At 52.9% G+C, this 16,826-nt stretch carries 11 protein-coding genes and 1 pseudogene; 4 read left to right on the forward strand and 8 right to left on the reverse strand.

Going from position 1 to position 16,826, the window contains the following annotated elements; genetic code table 11:
- Positions 1-494: 494 nt before the first annotated feature.
- Both MHI42_RS11710 and MHI42_RS11715 read right to left on the reverse strand, forming a co-directional pair.
- Positions 495-1,163, reverse strand: coding sequence for an SGNH/GDSL hydrolase family protein (locus tag MHI42_RS11710; RefSeq protein WP_342423870.1), 669 nt, complete (start codon positions 1,161-1,163; stop codon positions 495-497).
- Between the two features lie 55 nt (positions 1,164-1,218).
- Entirely contained in the window at positions 1,219-2,829 is a 1,611-nt protein-coding gene (locus tag MHI42_RS11715) for an ATP-binding protein (protein ID WP_342423871.1), read from the reverse strand.
- Between the two features lie 354 nt (positions 2,830-3,183).
- Here MHI42_RS11715 and MHI42_RS11720 point away from each other — a divergent pair.
- Positions 3,184-3,363, forward strand: a pseudogene (locus tag MHI42_RS11720) (aldo/keto reductase); the annotation flags it as partial.
- Between the two features lie 155 nt (positions 3,364-3,518).
- Here the strand turns inward: MHI42_RS11720 and MHI42_RS11725 are convergent.
- Both MHI42_RS11725 and MHI42_RS11730 read right to left on the reverse strand, forming a co-directional pair.
- Complete coding sequence (locus MHI42_RS11725) at positions 3,519-4,856, reverse strand: transcriptional regulator (protein ID WP_342423872.1); 1,338 nt, start codon at positions 4,854-4,856, stop codon at positions 3,519-3,521.
- A 207-nt stretch (positions 4,857-5,063) separates the two neighbouring features.
- On the reverse strand, positions 5,064-7,850 hold the full coding sequence (locus MHI42_RS11730) for a YhgE/Pip domain-containing protein (protein ID WP_342423873.1): 2,787 nt from the start codon (positions 7,848-7,850) through the stop codon (positions 5,064-5,066).
- Positions 7,851-8,116: 266 nt separating this feature from the next.
- Here MHI42_RS11730 and MHI42_RS11735 point away from each other — a divergent pair, with 266 nt between their 5' ends.
- Complete coding sequence (locus MHI42_RS11735) at positions 8,117-8,644, forward strand: hypothetical protein (protein ID WP_342423874.1); 528 nt, start codon at positions 8,117-8,119, stop codon at positions 8,642-8,644.
- 613 nt (positions 8,645-9,257) lie between these two features.
- On the opposite strand, the gene MHI42_RS11740 is transcribed toward MHI42_RS11735, so the two are convergent.
- Positions 9,258-9,428: a hypothetical protein gene (locus tag MHI42_RS11740; RefSeq protein ID WP_342423875.1), complete on the reverse strand. Its 171-nt coding sequence runs from the start codon at positions 9,426-9,428 to the stop codon at positions 9,258-9,260.
- Between the two features lie 186 nt (positions 9,429-9,614).
- On the opposite strand from MHI42_RS11740, the gene MHI42_RS11745 reads away from it, so the two are divergent.
- A complete protein-coding gene (locus MHI42_RS11745) occupies positions 9,615-12,218 on the forward strand; it encodes a beta-L-arabinofuranosidase domain-containing protein (RefSeq protein ID WP_342423876.1) in 2,604 nt (867 codons plus the stop codon).
- 204 nt (positions 12,219-12,422) lie between these two features.
- The gene (locus MHI42_RS11750; protein ID WP_342423877.1) at positions 12,423-12,740 is read left to right on the forward strand and encodes a hypothetical protein; all 318 of its coding nucleotides are present in this window, start codon (positions 12,423-12,425) and stop codon (positions 12,738-12,740) included.
- 196 nt (positions 12,741-12,936) lie between these two features.
- Here MHI42_RS11750 and MHI42_RS11755 read toward each other — a convergent pair whose 3' ends face one another.
- Genes MHI42_RS11755 through MHI42_RS11765 form a run of 3 tightly spaced genes read right to left on the reverse strand, consistent with a single transcriptional unit; the run spans position 12,937 to position 16,620 of the window.
- Positions 12,937-14,814: a beta-L-arabinofuranosidase domain-containing protein gene (locus MHI42_RS11755; RefSeq protein WP_342423878.1), complete on the reverse strand. Its 1,878-nt coding sequence runs from the start codon at positions 14,812-14,814 to the stop codon at positions 12,937-12,939.
- Positions 14,815-14,829: 15 nt separating this feature from the next.
- Positions 14,830-15,735: a carbohydrate ABC transporter permease gene (locus tag MHI42_RS11760; protein ID WP_342423879.1), complete on the reverse strand. Its 906-nt coding sequence runs from the start codon at positions 15,733-15,735 to the stop codon at positions 14,830-14,832.
- 27 nt (positions 15,736-15,762) lie between these two features.
- Entirely contained in the window at positions 15,763-16,620 is an 858-nt protein-coding gene (locus tag MHI42_RS11765) for an ABC transporter permease subunit (RefSeq protein WP_256703764.1), read from the reverse strand.
- Positions 16,621-16,826 lie beyond the last annotated feature (206 nt).

The following is a 16,826-nucleotide window of genomic DNA, read 5'->3' on the forward strand; positions in this document are numbered from 1 at the left end:
CCCGCGTTAGGCAGATTCAGGGGCACTTTTGCCCCTCATTCCCGCCTGCCGCCCGCTCTCGGCAGATTCAGGGGCACTAATGCTCCTCACTTCCTCCTGCCGCCCGCGTTCGGCTGCTTCAGAAGGATTTATCCCTTTGACTGGCAGATCCGCTCCACATCCCAATGAAACTTATCCGCAACAGGCGAAACTCATGATTCCCTACAGTAACCTAACCAAAAAGCCCGCTTGAATTCCGGTAACATCCCGGCTTCAAACAGGCTCTAGTGCTGCAGTATTTGTATACTTTGCTGCAAATACCTTACAATTGCTTTTACTTTACTTTTACTGTTACTTTACTTTTACTCTTACTTTTACTCTTACTTTTACTTTTACTCTTACTTTTACTCTTACTCTTACTTTTACTCTTGCCTTACTGGTGTTACCCTTATTTCTGTTGTCACTATTGTCGCTGTAACCCTAATTTGTCTAAGAGGAGCTGAGAACGGGCTGGTTTACCCTTGCAGAATCCCGCTCTGCCCCACAATTCTCAGCCACTCTGCAGCGATCAGATCGTGGCCGGCCGCCGTTGGATGCACACCATCCCAGACCCAGTATACGGCTTCCGTTCTTGCTGCAGCCGCCTCAAAAACAGCCTGAAGCGGTACATGCACAGCCTCGAATTCCTCCGCAAGGCTGCGGACAACCTCCTGATAATGAGTCAGGAGCTTCAGCCATTCCGGCCAATTCTCTGCCGGTGCCCCTACCTTCAGGAGAAAGGGCTCGCAGAGTACAAGCCGGGTCTGCGGCAGCACTTCGCGTGTCTCTTCCAGTACATGGCGGTAAGCGCGTTCGAAGCGGTCCGTGATGCCGCCCGGGTCGCCCATCATCGTTCTCCAGATATCATTAACCCCGACCAGGATACTGAGTACATCCGGCTGCAGATAGATCGCATCCTCGTTCCAGCGCGCATACAGATCGGAGATCCGGTCTCCGCTCACCCCGCGGTTATGGAATACCGGCCGCAGCTCCGCCAGCTCATTGCCTAATTTGCTGCCAACTATGTATGCATAGCCGTGCCCGAGGATATGGTTAAGATCATTGCCCCGGTCACGGTTGCCATCTGTAATGGAATCCCCTTGAAACAGAAATACCTTGTTAGCACCGGAAATGGATATAGACATGTATACTCACCTTTCGCCTTATAATTTGATTCAATTATATCAGGAGAATGCGCAATTAGGATTCCGGCTTACTGTGCTTCAGCAAAGCCAATATGTTATTGAGCAGATGGACCTTGCGGATGGGCTTGATAATGATGGAGGCGAACTGCGCTTTGGTCTCCTCGTCCAGATTCGTTCCCAGGGGAGCAAGCAGAATTACGGGCAGCTTCCTGCCCGGAGCAAGTTGACGCATTTGCTTGGCAATCTCTGTAGCCTCTGTGCCCTCAATATCCTTGTCCATAAGGATCAGATCATAATCTTTGTTTACTGCCAAAAAGTCCATTGCCTGCTTGGCAGTCTCGGCGGAAGTAACTGCCACACTCCAGTCCTCGAGTACCGAAGAGATAACATGCAGACTGGTCTGATTATCATCAACAACCAGGATTTTAATTGCGTCAAGCACATCTTTCTCGAAGGGAATCGAGGGCAGGCTTGTATATTTTTCGAGATACAGAGTGACCTCCAGCTTCGTCCCTACCCCTTCCTGGCTCTCAACGGAGATCTCTCCCCCCATCAGCTCCACCAGCTGTCTGCAGATTGCCAGTCCCAGTCCGGTGCCTCCGTAATGATGAAGCTCGCTGCTCTGGTGAACCTGGGTATATTTGTTGAACAGCAGCTTCAGCTTGTCTTCCGCAATACCTATTCCAGAATCCTGCACCGTAATCCTTATCCCTATTTCTTCACCGCGGACAGGCAACGATTTCAGTTCGATAAGGATTTCCCCAGCGTGGGTGAATTTCAGGGCGTTGCTTACTATATTCATGATGATCTGGCGTACCTTGGGGGCATCACCCAGAACATACAGGGGAATTTCCGAATCCACATTCAGAATGACTTCCAGATTTTTCTCAAAAGCCTTGGTGGAGAACAAATAGACGCTCTCCTCCAGTGCGGTAATAATATCAAACGGTTCCTTTTCAATGACCAGCTTGCCCGCTTCCATCTTGCTGAAATCCAGAACATCATTCAGAAATTGCAGCAGCTTGGCATTGCTCGACTCAATGATCTCCATGTAATACTGCTGCTGCTCGTCCATTTCAGTCGTCATCATCAGATCGGTCATGCCGATAATGCCGTTCATCGGGGTGCGGATTTCATGACTGAGCATGGCAAACAGGTCCAGCTTGGATTGGCTCTGCCGTTCTATGAATTCAACTTTTCGTTCCAAATTCATAATATAGGTGAAAAAATAGGCCATGGCGCTTATTATATCCAGGTCTTCCTTCGTATGAAGGCCGGCTGCAGGGTCCATCAGACAGATCGTCCCCACAACCTCCCCTTGCTCCGTGATCAGAGGAACGCCAATGAACGAGTGTATGCCCCGTGTTTGTATAAATTCAAGGGCAGTGGACCCGGGATGATTATGCGTGTCAGCGACCAGTGTCGGCTTATTGTCATTAAGAATAACCAGACTGCGAATAGGATCAAGAAGGGCGAAATTGTCCTCCTCCTTCATGATAGGCGCTTCCCGGTTGAAGGTCCGCAGCAGGGGAACCAAGCCTAAACCGTGAATCGTAATCATAATCGTATTTGACGTAAAAATCTGGCTTAGCAGTTCAATCATCCGGTCTGCAGCATCCTCTAAATTGCAAATGACCGGACTCCGGGTATTCATCTTCTCCATCATCTTTCAGAACTCCATTCCAAACTCCATATTTAACTATTTTACTTATTTTTAATTCCCACACTGTATGAACTTTGCCCGTTATTGCTATTTGTCACCGTTCATCTTGTACTGCCCGATTGTCCAGTCAGAGCCGGTATGATAAGCCATTGGGATAAGTTAGAAAGGAAACTCTCTATGTTCTTACTCTTAATTAAGAGGATATGTTACGATCAACTGGACTGGTCCTCATCATAACAGAAAAAACACAGAGACAACCTAAAAAAGTGCACAAAAAAACTATGAAAGGAATGGGAAGAAGATGAAATACAGAAAATTGGGCAATACCGGACTAAAAGTCAGTGAAACCGGCCTGGGCAGCTGGCACTGGCCTGGGTACTGCGGCAGCCCGGAGTAAGCTCGGCGCTGATCGGGGCCAGCAGACCGGAGCAGATCGAAGAGAACGCCGAAGCCGTAAATGCCGTTCTTCAGCCGGATACACTGGAAGTCATTGAAGGCATTCTGCGTGAAGTGGCTGATTTTGCACCTGCAAGATAAGCAACTGCGGGAGGAAAATATGTCTTATTGTGTTCTTAAACGGCATAGCCCGCCGTGCAATTCAATTTGCAGCAAATATCTGCACTTAAAAGCACCGTCCGCAAATGGGACGGTGCTTTACTATAGTTGCAAGCCTATAGCGGATAATATTCCTCTTACAATTTGCCTGCCGGCGCGAGGTGTCTGCTGGCATGGGCAGTCTGTACTTTATTGATCAGCTGCTTATAATCCTCTTGCTGCGCAGCCGAAGCCTGCGGCCGATATTGTTCAAACAATCGCACACAGCGGATCACACAGGTCTCGCTGCCCAGTTCCGCCGAAGCCTCCAGGCTTAGGAATAAGTAGCGGAATCCCTGCTCCTGCTCTCCGGCACGCAGGTAATATCCCGCCAGTTCATAGAGCAATTCCGCGTATTTATCCCGCAGGTCCGCTCCCGGCTTGCCATGCCCCGGGGCAGACCACTCCTGCTCTACCTGCGGCAGGAACCGCCCGATCAGCTCATCCACATTCCAGTGAAACCGGTTGGCTGCCTGAACGGCCTTCAGCATTCCGGGGAGCAGGCCGGTGCCGCCCGTGCCGATATACTCCACATAGTTATGAAGCACTTCCAAATCTCCGCACATTAAACGGAACAGATAAGTATTAACTATTGCCTGACTGCTGAAATACTCTTTAATTTGCCGGACTTCCTCTGAATCTTCCACAATCCAGTCCATTTCTGAATATAAAGTTACATGATGCAAAGCACGCTCATATTCGCCCCGCCCGTCACATACCACGGACTGCAGCCAGTAGGCGTATAAAATATAGAAGCATAGCGGCTTCGGAGGTTCCTTCAGCTCTTTCTGCTTTCTGACTTTGTGATGCTTAATCTCATATTGAATCGCTGTCTTACGGTACAGCTCTTCGGCCAGCAGCCATACCTTATCCCAGTACTGCAATGACAGATAGACATCGGCCAGCTGTTGCAAAGCGCCTAATTGATCGCTCTCATCCAGACGCTCCACGAAATACTCGAACCGCGTGGCTGCCCGGAAGTCCGCCTCCCGGTCCTGGCCGACCCTAATGGTGAACAGCCGGTACTGGCATAAGGCCAGCCGCTCCGAATGCTGGTATTTCTCACTGTCGGCAACGCCCTCATAGAGCAGAGCCGCCGCCTGATAGTTGCCTTGCCCGTAGAATTGTTCCGCTGTATCAAACAGCACGGGGGCATATGTAATATTGTCCATTATAATAAGGACGACCTGCCGGATACACTCCAGTTTGTTCAACTCCGCGCAGCGGTGGAGGAACGGGCCCAGACGCCGCCAGTCGGGTGTGGAATGAATGACACATTCATCTATATAGAGTTCGTAGAACGCCCCTTCAGCCAGCCCCATCCCGGAGGTAATCCGGTCCAGCTGCTGCATGGCAATGGGACGGTTGCCGTTAATAATACTGCTCAGTGTTCCGGAGTTAACGCCGGATACCCCTGCGAATTGATTAATCGTCATTCCTTCATTTCTTAGGAAAGCGGCCAGCTCCGCTTGAATTGTAGTCTTGTGATGCAAACCAATACCGCCCCTCAAAAAACCATATATTCGAATATTACTCCAGATATTCCTATATAATAAGTCCCCCTATTATACAGGTCAATCCGGTTTGAACGGTTCAAAATAGGTTGACAAAGACGGAATAAATGTTATATATCCCCATTTTATCTATGAAATCAGCTTCGACTCTTCTGCCTGCGCGGCCGCTTTGCGGATGAAGCCCTGCAGCGGCTTCTGCAGCGTAAGACCCAGCAGCAGCGCAAGCACGCCGAACAAGACCAGCAGCAGCGCATCACGGATCGCTACCTCCGGCAGCAGACCGCCAACAGCTTCACGCAGCAGGCTGATCGCATAGGTAAAGGGCATAAACGGATTCAGTACCTGAAAGAAGTGTCCGGTGGTACTAATAGGAAAGGTGCCGCCGGAGCTGGAGAACTGCAGCACCATAAATACGATGGCAATCCCTTTGCCGATACTGCCGAACACCGAGACCAGCGTGAAGACAATCGTCACGAATACCACGCTGATCAGTACGGCAAACAGGACAAACCAGACCGGATCAGCAACATAACAGCCTAGCAGGAAGATATTGCCCAGCACCGCCACCAGCGCCTGAAGAACACCGACTGTAAGAAAGGTCAGCAGGCGTCCGAAATAGAGCTGATACCCAAGGTAACGGATTCCGCCGGTATCCACTGCCGTGCGCAGCAGCGAGATCAGCAGGGTACCGCCTACCCATAGGGACAGCACGACATAAAAAGGCGTCATCGCCGATCCATAATTGGGAATTGGATATAATGTCTGCTGCTTCAGTACAACCGGATTCGCCAGGAAATCACTCTGGCTCTGGATATCGCCGCCCAGCAGCTGGGCAATTTCCTCCAGATCGACCTCTTCTTTGATATCGCGGAGCGTCGCTGCCGCTTTGCGGACCGATGCCATCAGTGCAGGCAAATCGCTGCGCACCAGCTCCGCCGCGCGTTCCACTCCCTGGTCTGCCCGCGGCAATCCGGCAGTAATGAAATCCGCCGCCTTGCGGAACTTCACCTCCGCCGCAGGCAGTCCGGTTCTGGCAAATTCGGCCGCTTCGTGTATCTGCGCCCCGGCCCCCGGCAGTCCTTCCTTAATACGCGGAAGTACGTTAGTGACCAGATTGCTGAATGCCGCCATCTTCTCTGTCATGCCCCCCGCTGCTTTATGCACCTCTTCGCGGATGGCCGGCCAATCCTGCCGCAGGGCTGCCAGGCCGGATTGGCCATACTGGATGGCGGTCCCCGCTTCCTCCAGTATGGTGTCTAGCGCGGCCAGCCGCTGCGGAATATGCTGCAGCGCTGCAGCAGCATTCCCCGCATCCGCAGTCAGTTGCTGCAGCACCTGCTCCGCTGCGGGCAGAATTCCCGCGTTGTACCGCGGGATGATCCCCTCCAGGGCAGCTCCCGCCTGCCCTGCCGCTAGGCTGAGCTGGTCCAGCTCAGCCTCCGTGGGCTGCGCGCCTGCCTGCGCAGCCTGTGCCAGTGCCGCCGCCTCCGCAGCTGCGGCGGCATAGGGCTTCCGCGCCGCTTCGACGGCGCGGAGATCACTTGCGCCCGCGGTCCCGGGCGCAAGTGTGTTCAGGGCGCCCAGCAGCTGCGCTGTGTGGGCGAGCCCTTCGCTTGCCGCGGCCAGCCGGGCCGAGGCAAGCTGCAGCTGCCGCGCAGCGCTCTGCTGCGCGGGCTCCTGCTGCACCGCACTCTGGTGCAGCGCTTCACTTGGCTGCGCGGCGTCTTGCTGCAGCGCTTCGCTTGGCTGCGCGGCATCTTGCCGCAGCGCCTCGTTTGGCTGCGCGGCATCTTGCCGCAGCTGCGCGGTCAACTGCACGGCCGCTTCCCCGGCCTGCTGCAGCAGATACAAGTTCTGCTGCACAACCCCGGGGACAGCCGCAAAGGCTGTGCCGTTCCCGGCCAGGAACTGCTGCAGCGCAAGCCCGAAGCTGCTGCCGGCAGCGGTGATCCGGTCAGCCTGCGGCAGAACCTTGGCCGCAGTGTCCACTGCGGCTGCGGCCTCTTCCAACCGGGCCTCTGCCCGGTCCAGCACACCGTCCAACTTGCTGAAGTTCGAATCCAGCTCGGATACCAGCAGGGCAGCACGTTCAATCCGGGGCAGCTTCTCCTGCAGCTCCTCCAGATGTCCGGCGGCAGCCGTAATCTGCGGCCAATATTCGTCGATCTGCTCCACGGCTTTTCCCGCCTGCTCTACCTCCGGGAGCCTGGAGGCCAGTCCGGCAATCCGCTCCGCAGAAGAGGAGATCTCCGGCCAATCCTCCTGCAGCTTCAGTACCAGCCTGCCGGCTTGCTCAATCTCCGGCAGCTCCGCCTCCAGCTTGAACAGCCCGGCCTCCACTCTGCGGATAGCGGGCAGCTCGGACTGGAATTCCTCATCTACCCCGCGCAGGGCGGTCAGAACCGTACTGCTGATCGTTTCCGTGAAGTGCTCGGTGATCTGCGTGGTGATCGTGGAAGCACCCTTGGCTGTAATTTTTGGAGCAATCGCATTGATTTTTTCATTAACGGTATATTCAATCTCCGGCTTCTCCATCTTACCTTCAAGAATTCCGGTCATCCGCTCAGAGAAGTCCGCCGGAATCACAATGCTCGCATAGTAATCCCCCCGCCGCACCCCGTCCACCGCAGCCTCTGCATCTGTAAACCTCCAGCCGAGTGACTTATTGCTCCGCAGGCTTTCCAGTACCTCCGCACCGATATTGAAGCTTGTACCCTGCACGGCCGCACCTTCATCCAGACTGGCTACGGCGATTTTGATCCCGGAGGTGTTGCTGTACGGGTCCCATACGGCCGCCACATTCACCCAGTCATAGACTGAGGGCAGCACAACAAGCGCTGCAATCAGCAGCATGGCCACAGGTATCCTGAACAGCCTCAGCCAATCCCTCTTGTATATTTGCCAGATCTCCTTCAATCCCAGTCACCTCTCAGCCGATAGTTGGATAACTTAATATGCCCCGGATTAAGGCTTTATACGACGATAACTGGCAACGCGATGATGCTGGAGGTAAGCAACCCAATAATTGGATCGGCTCCTGCAGGGAGATCTGAAAATATATTTGCAACATTTTTTGAAAATCAACGTTATTAGGGTATGAACACGTTTGAGAACTATACCGAAGGGTAATTAGGTATATAGACTTACACCGTGTCATATTATGCCAAGGGGGAAATTCCACAATGTTAAAAAACAAAAATGTCTATCTGTTTCCTGTATTGGTCCTGTTGTTCCTCTCCCTCGTGACTACGGCCAGCACGACCATGAAGACCGCAGAAGCCCAGAGCAGCGATCATATCCAGCACTTGACGGTTTACATACACGCACTCGAAACCAATAAGGGTCAAACCACCCTTACCGGGGACGAAATTACATGGTACGAAGGCGCAGCGGCCGATGCTATCTTCGCTGAACGTGAGCCTGAAGCCGCAGCCGAAATCGGCGGTGTACCCGACGGTTACTATATCGTGAATGACAGCGATTCGCTGACTTCTTACCCGGTAGCCCCTGATGCCAAAGTAACTATGCAGATCTACGACCACACTGGTAATATTGAGGAACTGGACATTAACTGGAACGAGGCGCTCAGCCTGCAGCAGTTCACTCAGGAATTTGCCAAAACTGATGTTTTCGATCTAAGCCAATCTCCTTACCACATCACCATCCAGAATGGACAGATCGTCTCCATCACGCAGCAGTACACACCTTAAGTAAGATATATGGGTTCAATTAGCTTTATTGTCTATCACACGCAAGCCGCAGTCTGTTGCCCTAAGCAGCAGATGCGGTTTTTTTGTGTGCCTTTTGCCGGCTAGATCAATCAGCGGCCCTAACGATTCTGCGGAAGGGCTGAACAGAAAGCCTGACCTCCAAAAAGCTTCCACCCCACGGATTCACGAATCGGCTCCGAAGAGTTGAATCGGCAGGGAAGCGGACTGAGAATCCCTTATTCAGCTGATTTTCGCTGTTTTCACCTCCACGCGGACTGGAAATCGCTTATTTCCTCTGGAAACAGGGATTTGGACGATGATTTGGAGCATAACGGAACTGTAGTCCGCTTCAGGCTGAAAATAACGAGTTTCGAGAAAATAACGGCTCTGGAGTCCGCTTAGAGTTATGGATGCCCATGTTCCAACGATTGATAACAACGCTTGTAGCAAACAGCGGTTTTTTTTGGGGTTCGGGGTTCGGGGTTCGGGGTTCGGGGTTCGGGGTTCGGGGTTCGGGGTTCGGGGTTCGCGCGCCTTCCTTCCTTCCTTCCTTCCTGCCTTCCTTCCTTCCTTCCTTCCTTCCTTCCTTCCATACCACCGCCTTCCCCGCTTCTTACCTTACTATCACCGTTCTCCCTGCCTCCATTTCTCCTCTAATCTGCTTCCGTTCCCCTCTTTTCCTGGGCCTCTCCATCTCTTTTCCGTGCTTCCCGTCCTCTCCCATCCCTTTTCCGTGCTTTCCCTCCCTCTCCCATCTCTTTCCCGTGCTTCCCATCCTCTCCATCCCTTTGGCCAGCAGCTCTTCCCGCCCCGCAACTCATCTCTTATCCCACTCCATCTCGTAAATCTAACCTTTTCACACATATTCGAACCTATCACTATTTACCGACAAGCCCTTTAAATATAAGCTTATTCATAGGATACCAGCCTTGCTTTAACATTATAGAATCCATAGGAATGGTGATAAAAAGTGACAATTGCACCCCAAACGCAGTCTGTGGACCAGACTCAGGGCAAACCCATGTATCAGGAGTACCGCATGCATCAGGTTTCCATCGCCGATCCGTATATCGTCAATGCCTTTTCCAAAGAAATAGAGTACCTCACCAGCTTGGAACCTGACCGTCTGCTGGCCGGCTTCCGTGAGAACCGGGGACTCCCGAAGAAGAGCGAGAAGTATCCGGGTTGGGAGAATACCGAAATCCGCGGGCATACGCTGGGCCATTATCTCTCTGCCTTGTCCCAGGCTTATGCCACCACCCAGGATGATGCGCTTGCGCTCAGACTGGAATACCTGCTCAGTGAGCTTGCGCTGTGCCAGCATGAGTGCGGTTACCTATCAGCTTTCGATGAGCGGCTGTTCGATAATGTCGAGAATAAACAGCCTGCCTGGGTGCCTTGGTACACAATGCACAAGATTATCGCCGGACTCACCGCCGCCTACTCTGCCACCGGCAGCGCAACAGCGTATAACGTAGTGAACAAGCTGGGGGATTGGGTGTACAACCGTACGGCTTCCTGGTCTGACGAAATACAGCAGCGCGTATTATCCGTCGAATATGGCGGGATGAATGACTGCCTTTATGAGCTGTACAAAATCAGCAGGAACGCTAACCACTTAAGCGCCGCTCATAGCTTTGATGAGCTGACTTTGTTCACTCCGGTCCGTGAAGGCAAAGATATCCTCAAAGGCAAACATGCCAATACTACCATTCCGAAGTTCCTCGGGGCGCTGAACCGTTACCGGACCCTTGGGGAGAGTGAGGTCTTTTATCTGGAGGCCGCCGGGCGGTTCTGGGATATGGTTGTGCATCATCACAGCTACATTACCGGCGGCAACAGCGAGTGGGAGCATTTCGGCGATCCGGATATGCTGGACCGGGAACGCTCCAATTTCACTGCGGAGACCTGCAACACCTATAATATGCTGAAGCTGACACGCGAGCTGTTCAAAATCACCGGAGACTCCAAATACGCTGAGTTTTACGAGAATACGTACCTGAATGCGATCGTGTCCTCACAGCATCCGCATACCGGGATGACGATGTATTTTCAGCCTATGGCAACGGGTTACTTCAAAGTATACAGCTCACCGTTCGAGCATTTCTGGTGCTGCACCGGAACCGGCATGGAGAGTTTCACCAAGCTGAATGACAGCCTATATTTCTATGATGCCGCAAGCATTGTGGTCAATCAGTACCTAAGCTCCACCCTCCACTCCAGTGAACACGGGCTGAAGCTGACACAATCGGCCAATTTGCCTTATAGCGATGCTGTACAATTCACAATAAACACCCTGCAGCCTCAGGCCAGTCCCCTTGCGCTCAAGCTTCGTCTGCCGGACTGGCTGGCCGGTGAAGCGGACCTCCTATTGAACGGGGAGCCGGTCAATGCTGTATTCAACGGGAGCGGAACATATGCTGTAGTGGACAGAGTATGGGAAGACGGCGATACTCTGCAGCTCCGGCTGCCGATGAAGCTTGCTTACTTCAATCTCCCGGATGCCCGGCATGTTGCAGCCTTCAAATACGGGCCGGCAGTGCTCAGCGCCGCCCTGGGCCGGACTGATCTGGCTGTGTCTGCCACAGGTGTGGATGTCAGTGTGCCGACCCGCAATATGCTGGTGAAGGATTTCATCACCACGGTGAATGAAAGTCCGGAATCATGGCTGGAGCAGCTTGCGGACCGCGTTGTCCGGCTGGAGCAGAATGAACTGGCGTTTGCGCTTCAGGGAACGGATGAAGACAACCGGCTGGTATTTACGCCCCATTATAAGCAGCATAATGAGCGTTACGGCATCTATTGGCGGCTGGTGGAAGCCGATTCGGCGGAGCTGCAGCAGCATATTCTGCAGGGCAAAATCCGGCAGCGTGTGCAGGATGCCACCCTTGACAGTCTGCCTGTCGGCAATGACCAATACGAGCTGGAGCACGGAGTTCAAGGGGAGAATACCTCTGTGGCTACATGGGACGGATACAATATCCGCAAGGCGGAGAATGGCGGCTGGTTCAGCTACCGGCTGAAGGTGGCGCCGCAGAGTGACAACTACCTCTCGGTTACCTATTTCTCCGGCAGCAACGGCAAGGAGCTCGCTATTTATGCGGACGGTGAGCTGATCAGCCGCGAAATTCTGCACACCGATCAGGCGCGCAGCTTCTACAACCGGAGCTATCTTATCCCGGCTGAAGTCATCAGCGGCAAGACCGAAGTGGTGGTCAAATTCGTCATTCCGGGGCAGGAAAATGGCATATTCGATCTGCTGCGCATGATGACCGGCTACAGCCGTAGCGCCGGGCTGCGCCAGCTTGCTTTTAGCGAAGGCACGCTCTCTGCTCCCTTCAGCAGCGGAGTAACCGCTTATACCCTTACCGTTCCGCAAGCGGCCGGCAGTGTACAGCTGAATGTCACACCAGAGCATAAGAATGCCCTGGTCTATGCGGACGGAATCCTGATCGAGGAATCGCTCCCGCGCCAGGTTAAGCTGACCGAAAACCGCACAACGCTGAACCTCACGGTTAAGGCAGAGGATCATACGACGGAGCAGGAATATGTGATTACAATCGTGAAGGAATAAGTACGCTATATAAGCTGCACTTTAGACAACACACCTGCAGGTTACCGTTCAGTCACAGCGAGGCTGGCGGAATACGTCAATGCCCTGCACTTGATTCGTGACCTGCAGCAGAATGGAGACTTCTTCGGAAGCACAGTAGACATAAATGTTGTACGTTTTGCAACTTGGATTGATGGATAGCCGGGTATCCGGGATTATTGTTGTATGAAATACAACAATAATCCTCCTAAACCGCTGGAAAAAGCTGAAATCCTGCATTTGATACAACAATTTTGGATTTCGGCCGATAAGACGAGGGAAATGTTGTATTATGTGCAGGATTTTATAAAAGTTAGTAAAAGTCAGCTGATCACTACCCAGAAAGCGGATGAATCAAGGGTTCCTGCGACAACAGGCGAACCCGTACCCATACATCTACATCTACTCCTACTCCTACTCCTACTCCTCCTCCTACCCCTCCCCCTACCCATACTCCTCCCATACCCAGAGAGATACTTCTACTCTTTCACACGAACTTCTTGACGCTACGCCGGAGGTTCAAATATTCACAAGGTTAAGGTTAGATTTATGTTAAAATTTCATGTTCAAGTTTCATGTTAAAGTTTTATGTTAAAGTTTTTTCAGGTTTCATGTTCAAGTTTCATGTTAAAGTTTTATGTTCAGCTTATCTAGCAATGCTCGTATTACGGTTCATAACCACAAACAAACAATCCAGCCGCTAACGCGGCTGGATTTCGTTATACATATAATACCACTGCATTTCGCCGATCCTGTAATACGGCTGGAAGCTGCGGGTCAGGTGGCTGTATCCTGCCACATGGCCTTTGTCCGTCTCAAAGGTATACGGCTGCCCTTCAGCCGGGTGTATCCAGCCGGACGGGTCGGCGGTGTCGCCGATGAACCGGGTCATCTTATCGGCTACCAGCACCAGCGGGCCGTAGCTCAAGGCGGCAATGCCGGGATTCGCGGCATCCACAGCTCTGAAATAGAGCGGGAACGGAAAGTCGATCTCCACGATGTCCCCATCATTCCACTCCCTGCGGACTGAAGCCCACTCACCGGGCACAACCGCCGTCTCCACCTCTTCCCCGTTGATCTTCAAGCTGTTCAGTCCTGTGGCCCACGCCGGAATGCGTAGCTTCAGCCCGAACTCCGCACTTCCCTCCAGACTGATCCGCAGCTTGACCGGCCCCTCCACTTCCGGATACTGCGAATAGTTTTCCACCGTAATATCCATGCCGTCTTTGGCCCACTTCACCCGGGAAGGCAGATACTGCGTTACATACAAGCTATCCTCGCTGTGATAGTAGAGCATATTGCTATACTCCGCTACATCCTGCGGGAAGGTGCCAGTGCAGCACTGCCACTCGAAATTATGCCCGCCCTCTTGCAGTCTCCGGTCCTCCACCGTCTTCATTGCACCATCCAGAAAGTAGTTGGCATAATACATCACTCTTCCGTCCGGCTTCACCGGGAGCTGCGCGCCCGTTCCGTTATACAGCAGCTTCTCCACCCATTCGCCGTACTTGGCTTCCCCGGTATATTGCAACAGGTAGCTGCTGAATTTGAACACAGCCCAGGCACAGCAGGAGACCTCGCAGCTGCCCCAGGTATCATTGCGGGTGACTTCCGTCCCGGCGAAATTGGTATAGGTCAGGCTGGACAACGTAGAGTCCCAGGTTGATTTCAGTGAATCCCCCAGGTAGCCCCCCTTCTCCGTGAACAGGCATTCCGCAGGCCCATAACCGCCGGTGGCAAAAATATGATGGGCCGTAAGCTCATCGTAAGCGATCTTCATCGCCGCCAGATAACGTTCATCCCCGGTCACTTCATAGGCGCGCGCTGCGCTGGATAGACTGTTCACCTGGCTGTAGGCATGACGCGGGCCGATCGCGAAATCCCTGCTGTTCAGCTTATCCCACAAGTAATCGTAGTCCCATACCTTAGCGAAGTCCTTGTACTTCTCTTCTCCGGTCAGCTGATACGCACGGTACAGATTCTCCGGCAGCGTGTACCATTCGATCATATGACTGGACCACAGCCCGTGGTCCTGCAGCCCGTCCCTGGCAATATCCTGCTTGAAGCGGTTCATCGCGGCTTCCGTCAGCTTCAGCACATAAGGGAGAATCCGCTCATAGCCCAGATACTCATACAGATCGAGGAAACCGCCGAGCAGCTTCTCATAGACATAGGTGTCATTGTCGAATAATTCAGCGGACTGCTCGGCGCAGGCGATCCACTCATCTGCGAGCAGCTCTGCTTTTTCCTGCAGTCTGAAATCACCGGTCACCCGGTACAGCTTCGCATACGCCCCCAGCTTCTGGCCGAAGGTGCTTGCCCCCGCCCCGTACCAGCCGGCTAAACCGTCAGCCTCCGAGGGCACACCCGCCTTGATCCGGAAAATATGCAGCAGATCCTCATCCGGAATGCCCAGATACATCTCGATGGTCTCATCCTGCTGCTGTTTCCAGTGGCCGGGCTTAAGCGCGACATGGCTGTAGCCGAAGGCCTGCATGGCAGGGGTTATTTTCACCGTACCCGGCTGGTACAGCATGCCTGAGTTTACTGCCGCATTATTATTCGTATCTGTGTTCATCACTCATCCTCCTCTTTAACCTTTGACCGAGCCGATCATGACCCCTTTATCGAAGTACTTCTGGATGAACGGGTACACAATCAGAATAGGCAGGGTAGACACGATGATGACTCCATACTTCACCTGATCCGCATACTGCTGGGCATAACCTCCGGCTGAACCGCCCGCTCCCGCACCTTGCGAGAACACCTGGTTGGACAGCAGAATATCTCTGAGCACAATCTGCAGCGGCTGCAGGTTATTGCTGCGGATGTAGATCAGTCCGGTGAAGAAGTCATTCCAGTGGGCAACGAGATAATACAGTCCGATAACTGAAACCACCGCTTTGGAGAGCGGCAAGGCGACCTTCAGGAAGAATTTGAAATGCGTACAGCCATCCATCGAAGCCGCCTCAAACAGCTCTCTCGGGATCGAATTCTCGAAGAACGAGCGGGCGATAATCAGATTATAGACATTCACGCAGAACGGGAAGATGAACACCCACATCGTATTCGTCATATGCATATCCTTCATCAGCAGGTAGGTCGGAATCAGTCCCCCGTTGAAGAACAGTGTAATGACAAAGGTCAGCATCAGAAACCGCCGGGCCCGGAACTCCTGTCTGGACAGCACGTACGCCGCAGGCAGGGTGAACAGCAGGTTCACGGCCGTCCCAAGCACCGTATAGAGCAGTGTATTGCTATACCCCGTCCAGATCCGCGCATCCTTGAAGATTTCACTATAGCCGAAGAAGCTGATATTCTTGGGGAAAATAGTCACCTGACCTGTCGACACCAGCGTGGAGTCACTGACAGAGGCGATAATGACGAAATACAGCGGGTATACAATGCTCAAAAAGATGAGCAGGCAGACCAGATAGACCACGGCATCGAAGAGGATGTCGGTTTTATTTTTACCTTTACTGTTAGTGATTAGCTGCATGCTGCTCCACTCCTTCCGTTAGCTCTGCTACCACAGGCTGATATCCGAGGACTTGCGGGCAATCATATTCATCGCGTACAGGAACACAAAGTTGATCACGGTATTGAACAGCCCGATGGCGGCGGAATAGCTGAACTGGTTGCTGATAATCCCGATTTTGTAGACATAGGTTGCGATGACCTCGGACACCGGAAGGTTCAGGGCATTCTGCATCAGGAACACCTTCTCGAACCCCGTACTGAGCACATTCCCCATACTGAGCACGAACAGAATAATAATGGTTGGAATCAGCGCCGGAATATCCACATGCTTGATCGTCTGCCAGCGGCTGGCCCCGTCGATTTTGGAGGAATCATAGAGCTGCGGGTCCACAGTAGACAGTGCGGCCAGATAGATGATGCTGTTCCACCCGCAATGCTGCCAGATCTCTGAGAGCACATATACCGGAACGAACGTCCCCGTTGAGCCCAGCAGGTTGACATCGCCCAATCCGACCGAGCTGAGGATATGCCCGATTACCCCCGAATTCGGGGAGAGCAGTACGTTCAGCAGACCCACCATAACGACGATGGAGATAAAATGCGGCAGATACACGGTCGTCTGAAGTGTTTTTTTGGCGCGCTTCCAGCGCACCTGGTTGATCAGCAGCGCCAGTATGATCGGCGCGGGGAAGCTTAGAATTACAGTGGCGAGACTGATCGCCACCGTGTTTTTCATCAGATCGGCAAACATATAGCTGTCAAAAAACTGCCGGAAATAGAACAGTCCTCTCCACGCGCCCCCGGTCAGCCCTTTGCTGAAATCATAATCGCGGAACGCCAGCTGAATGCCGTACATCGGGATATAGTTGAAGATAAAGATCACGACAATGGCCGGAAAAATCATAATCCACAGCTGATGATCCCGCTTGAAGGTATTCAGTACGGTGGGCTTCTTATGCGCCCTCGGCTGAGCCGGATGCTCATACAGATTCTTGGATATCATCAGAACCACCCCTTCCATCAAGGAGCCGGAACAAGCAGTCTCAGCCCTATACCCCGCTGACGCTTCTTCCGGTCCCGGTTTCTCTTATGCACCTGTGCCTCGATTAA

The organism is Paenibacillus sp. FSL E2-0178 (assembly GCF_038593005.1).
GTDB classification, from domain to species: domain Bacteria; phylum Bacillota; class Bacilli; order Paenibacillales; family Paenibacillaceae; genus Paenibacillus_AQ; species Paenibacillus_AQ phytohabitans.

Bases quoted from the DNA above. Each gene is read 5' to 3' on its own strand.
- MHI42_RS11710 (WP_342423870.1), bottom strand. From the start codon at position 1,163: ATGTCTATATCCATTTCCGGTGCTAACAAGGTATTTCTGTTTCAAGGG.
- MHI42_RS11715 (WP_342423871.1), bottom strand. From the start codon at position 2,829: ATGATGGAGAAGATGAATACCCGGAGTCCGGTCATTTGCAATTTAGAG.
- MHI42_RS11725 (WP_342423872.1), bottom strand. From the start codon at position 4,856: ATGACGATTAATCAATTCGCAGGGGTATCCGGCGTTAACTCCGGAACA.
- MHI42_RS11735 (WP_342423874.1), top strand. From the start codon at position 8,117: ATGTTAAAAAACAAAAATGTCTATCTGTTTCCTGTATTGGTCCTGTTG.
- MHI42_RS11740 (WP_342423875.1), bottom strand. From the start codon at position 9,428: ATGGAGAGGATGGGAAGCACGGGAAAGAGATGGGAGAGGGAGGGAAAG.
- MHI42_RS11750 (WP_342423877.1), top strand. From the start codon at position 12,423: ATGAAATACAACAATAATCCTCCTAAACCGCTGGAAAAAGCTGAAATC.
- MHI42_RS11755 (WP_342423878.1), bottom strand. From the start codon at position 14,814: ATGAACACAGATACGAATAATAATGCGGCAGTAAACTCAGGCATGCTG.
- MHI42_RS11760 (WP_342423879.1), bottom strand. From the start codon at position 15,735: ATGCAGCTAATCACTAACAGTAAAGGTAAAAATAAAACCGACATCCTC.
- MHI42_RS11765 (WP_256703764.1), bottom strand. From the start codon at position 16,620: ATGATTTTTCCGGCCATTGTCGTGATCTTTATCTTCAACTATATCCCG.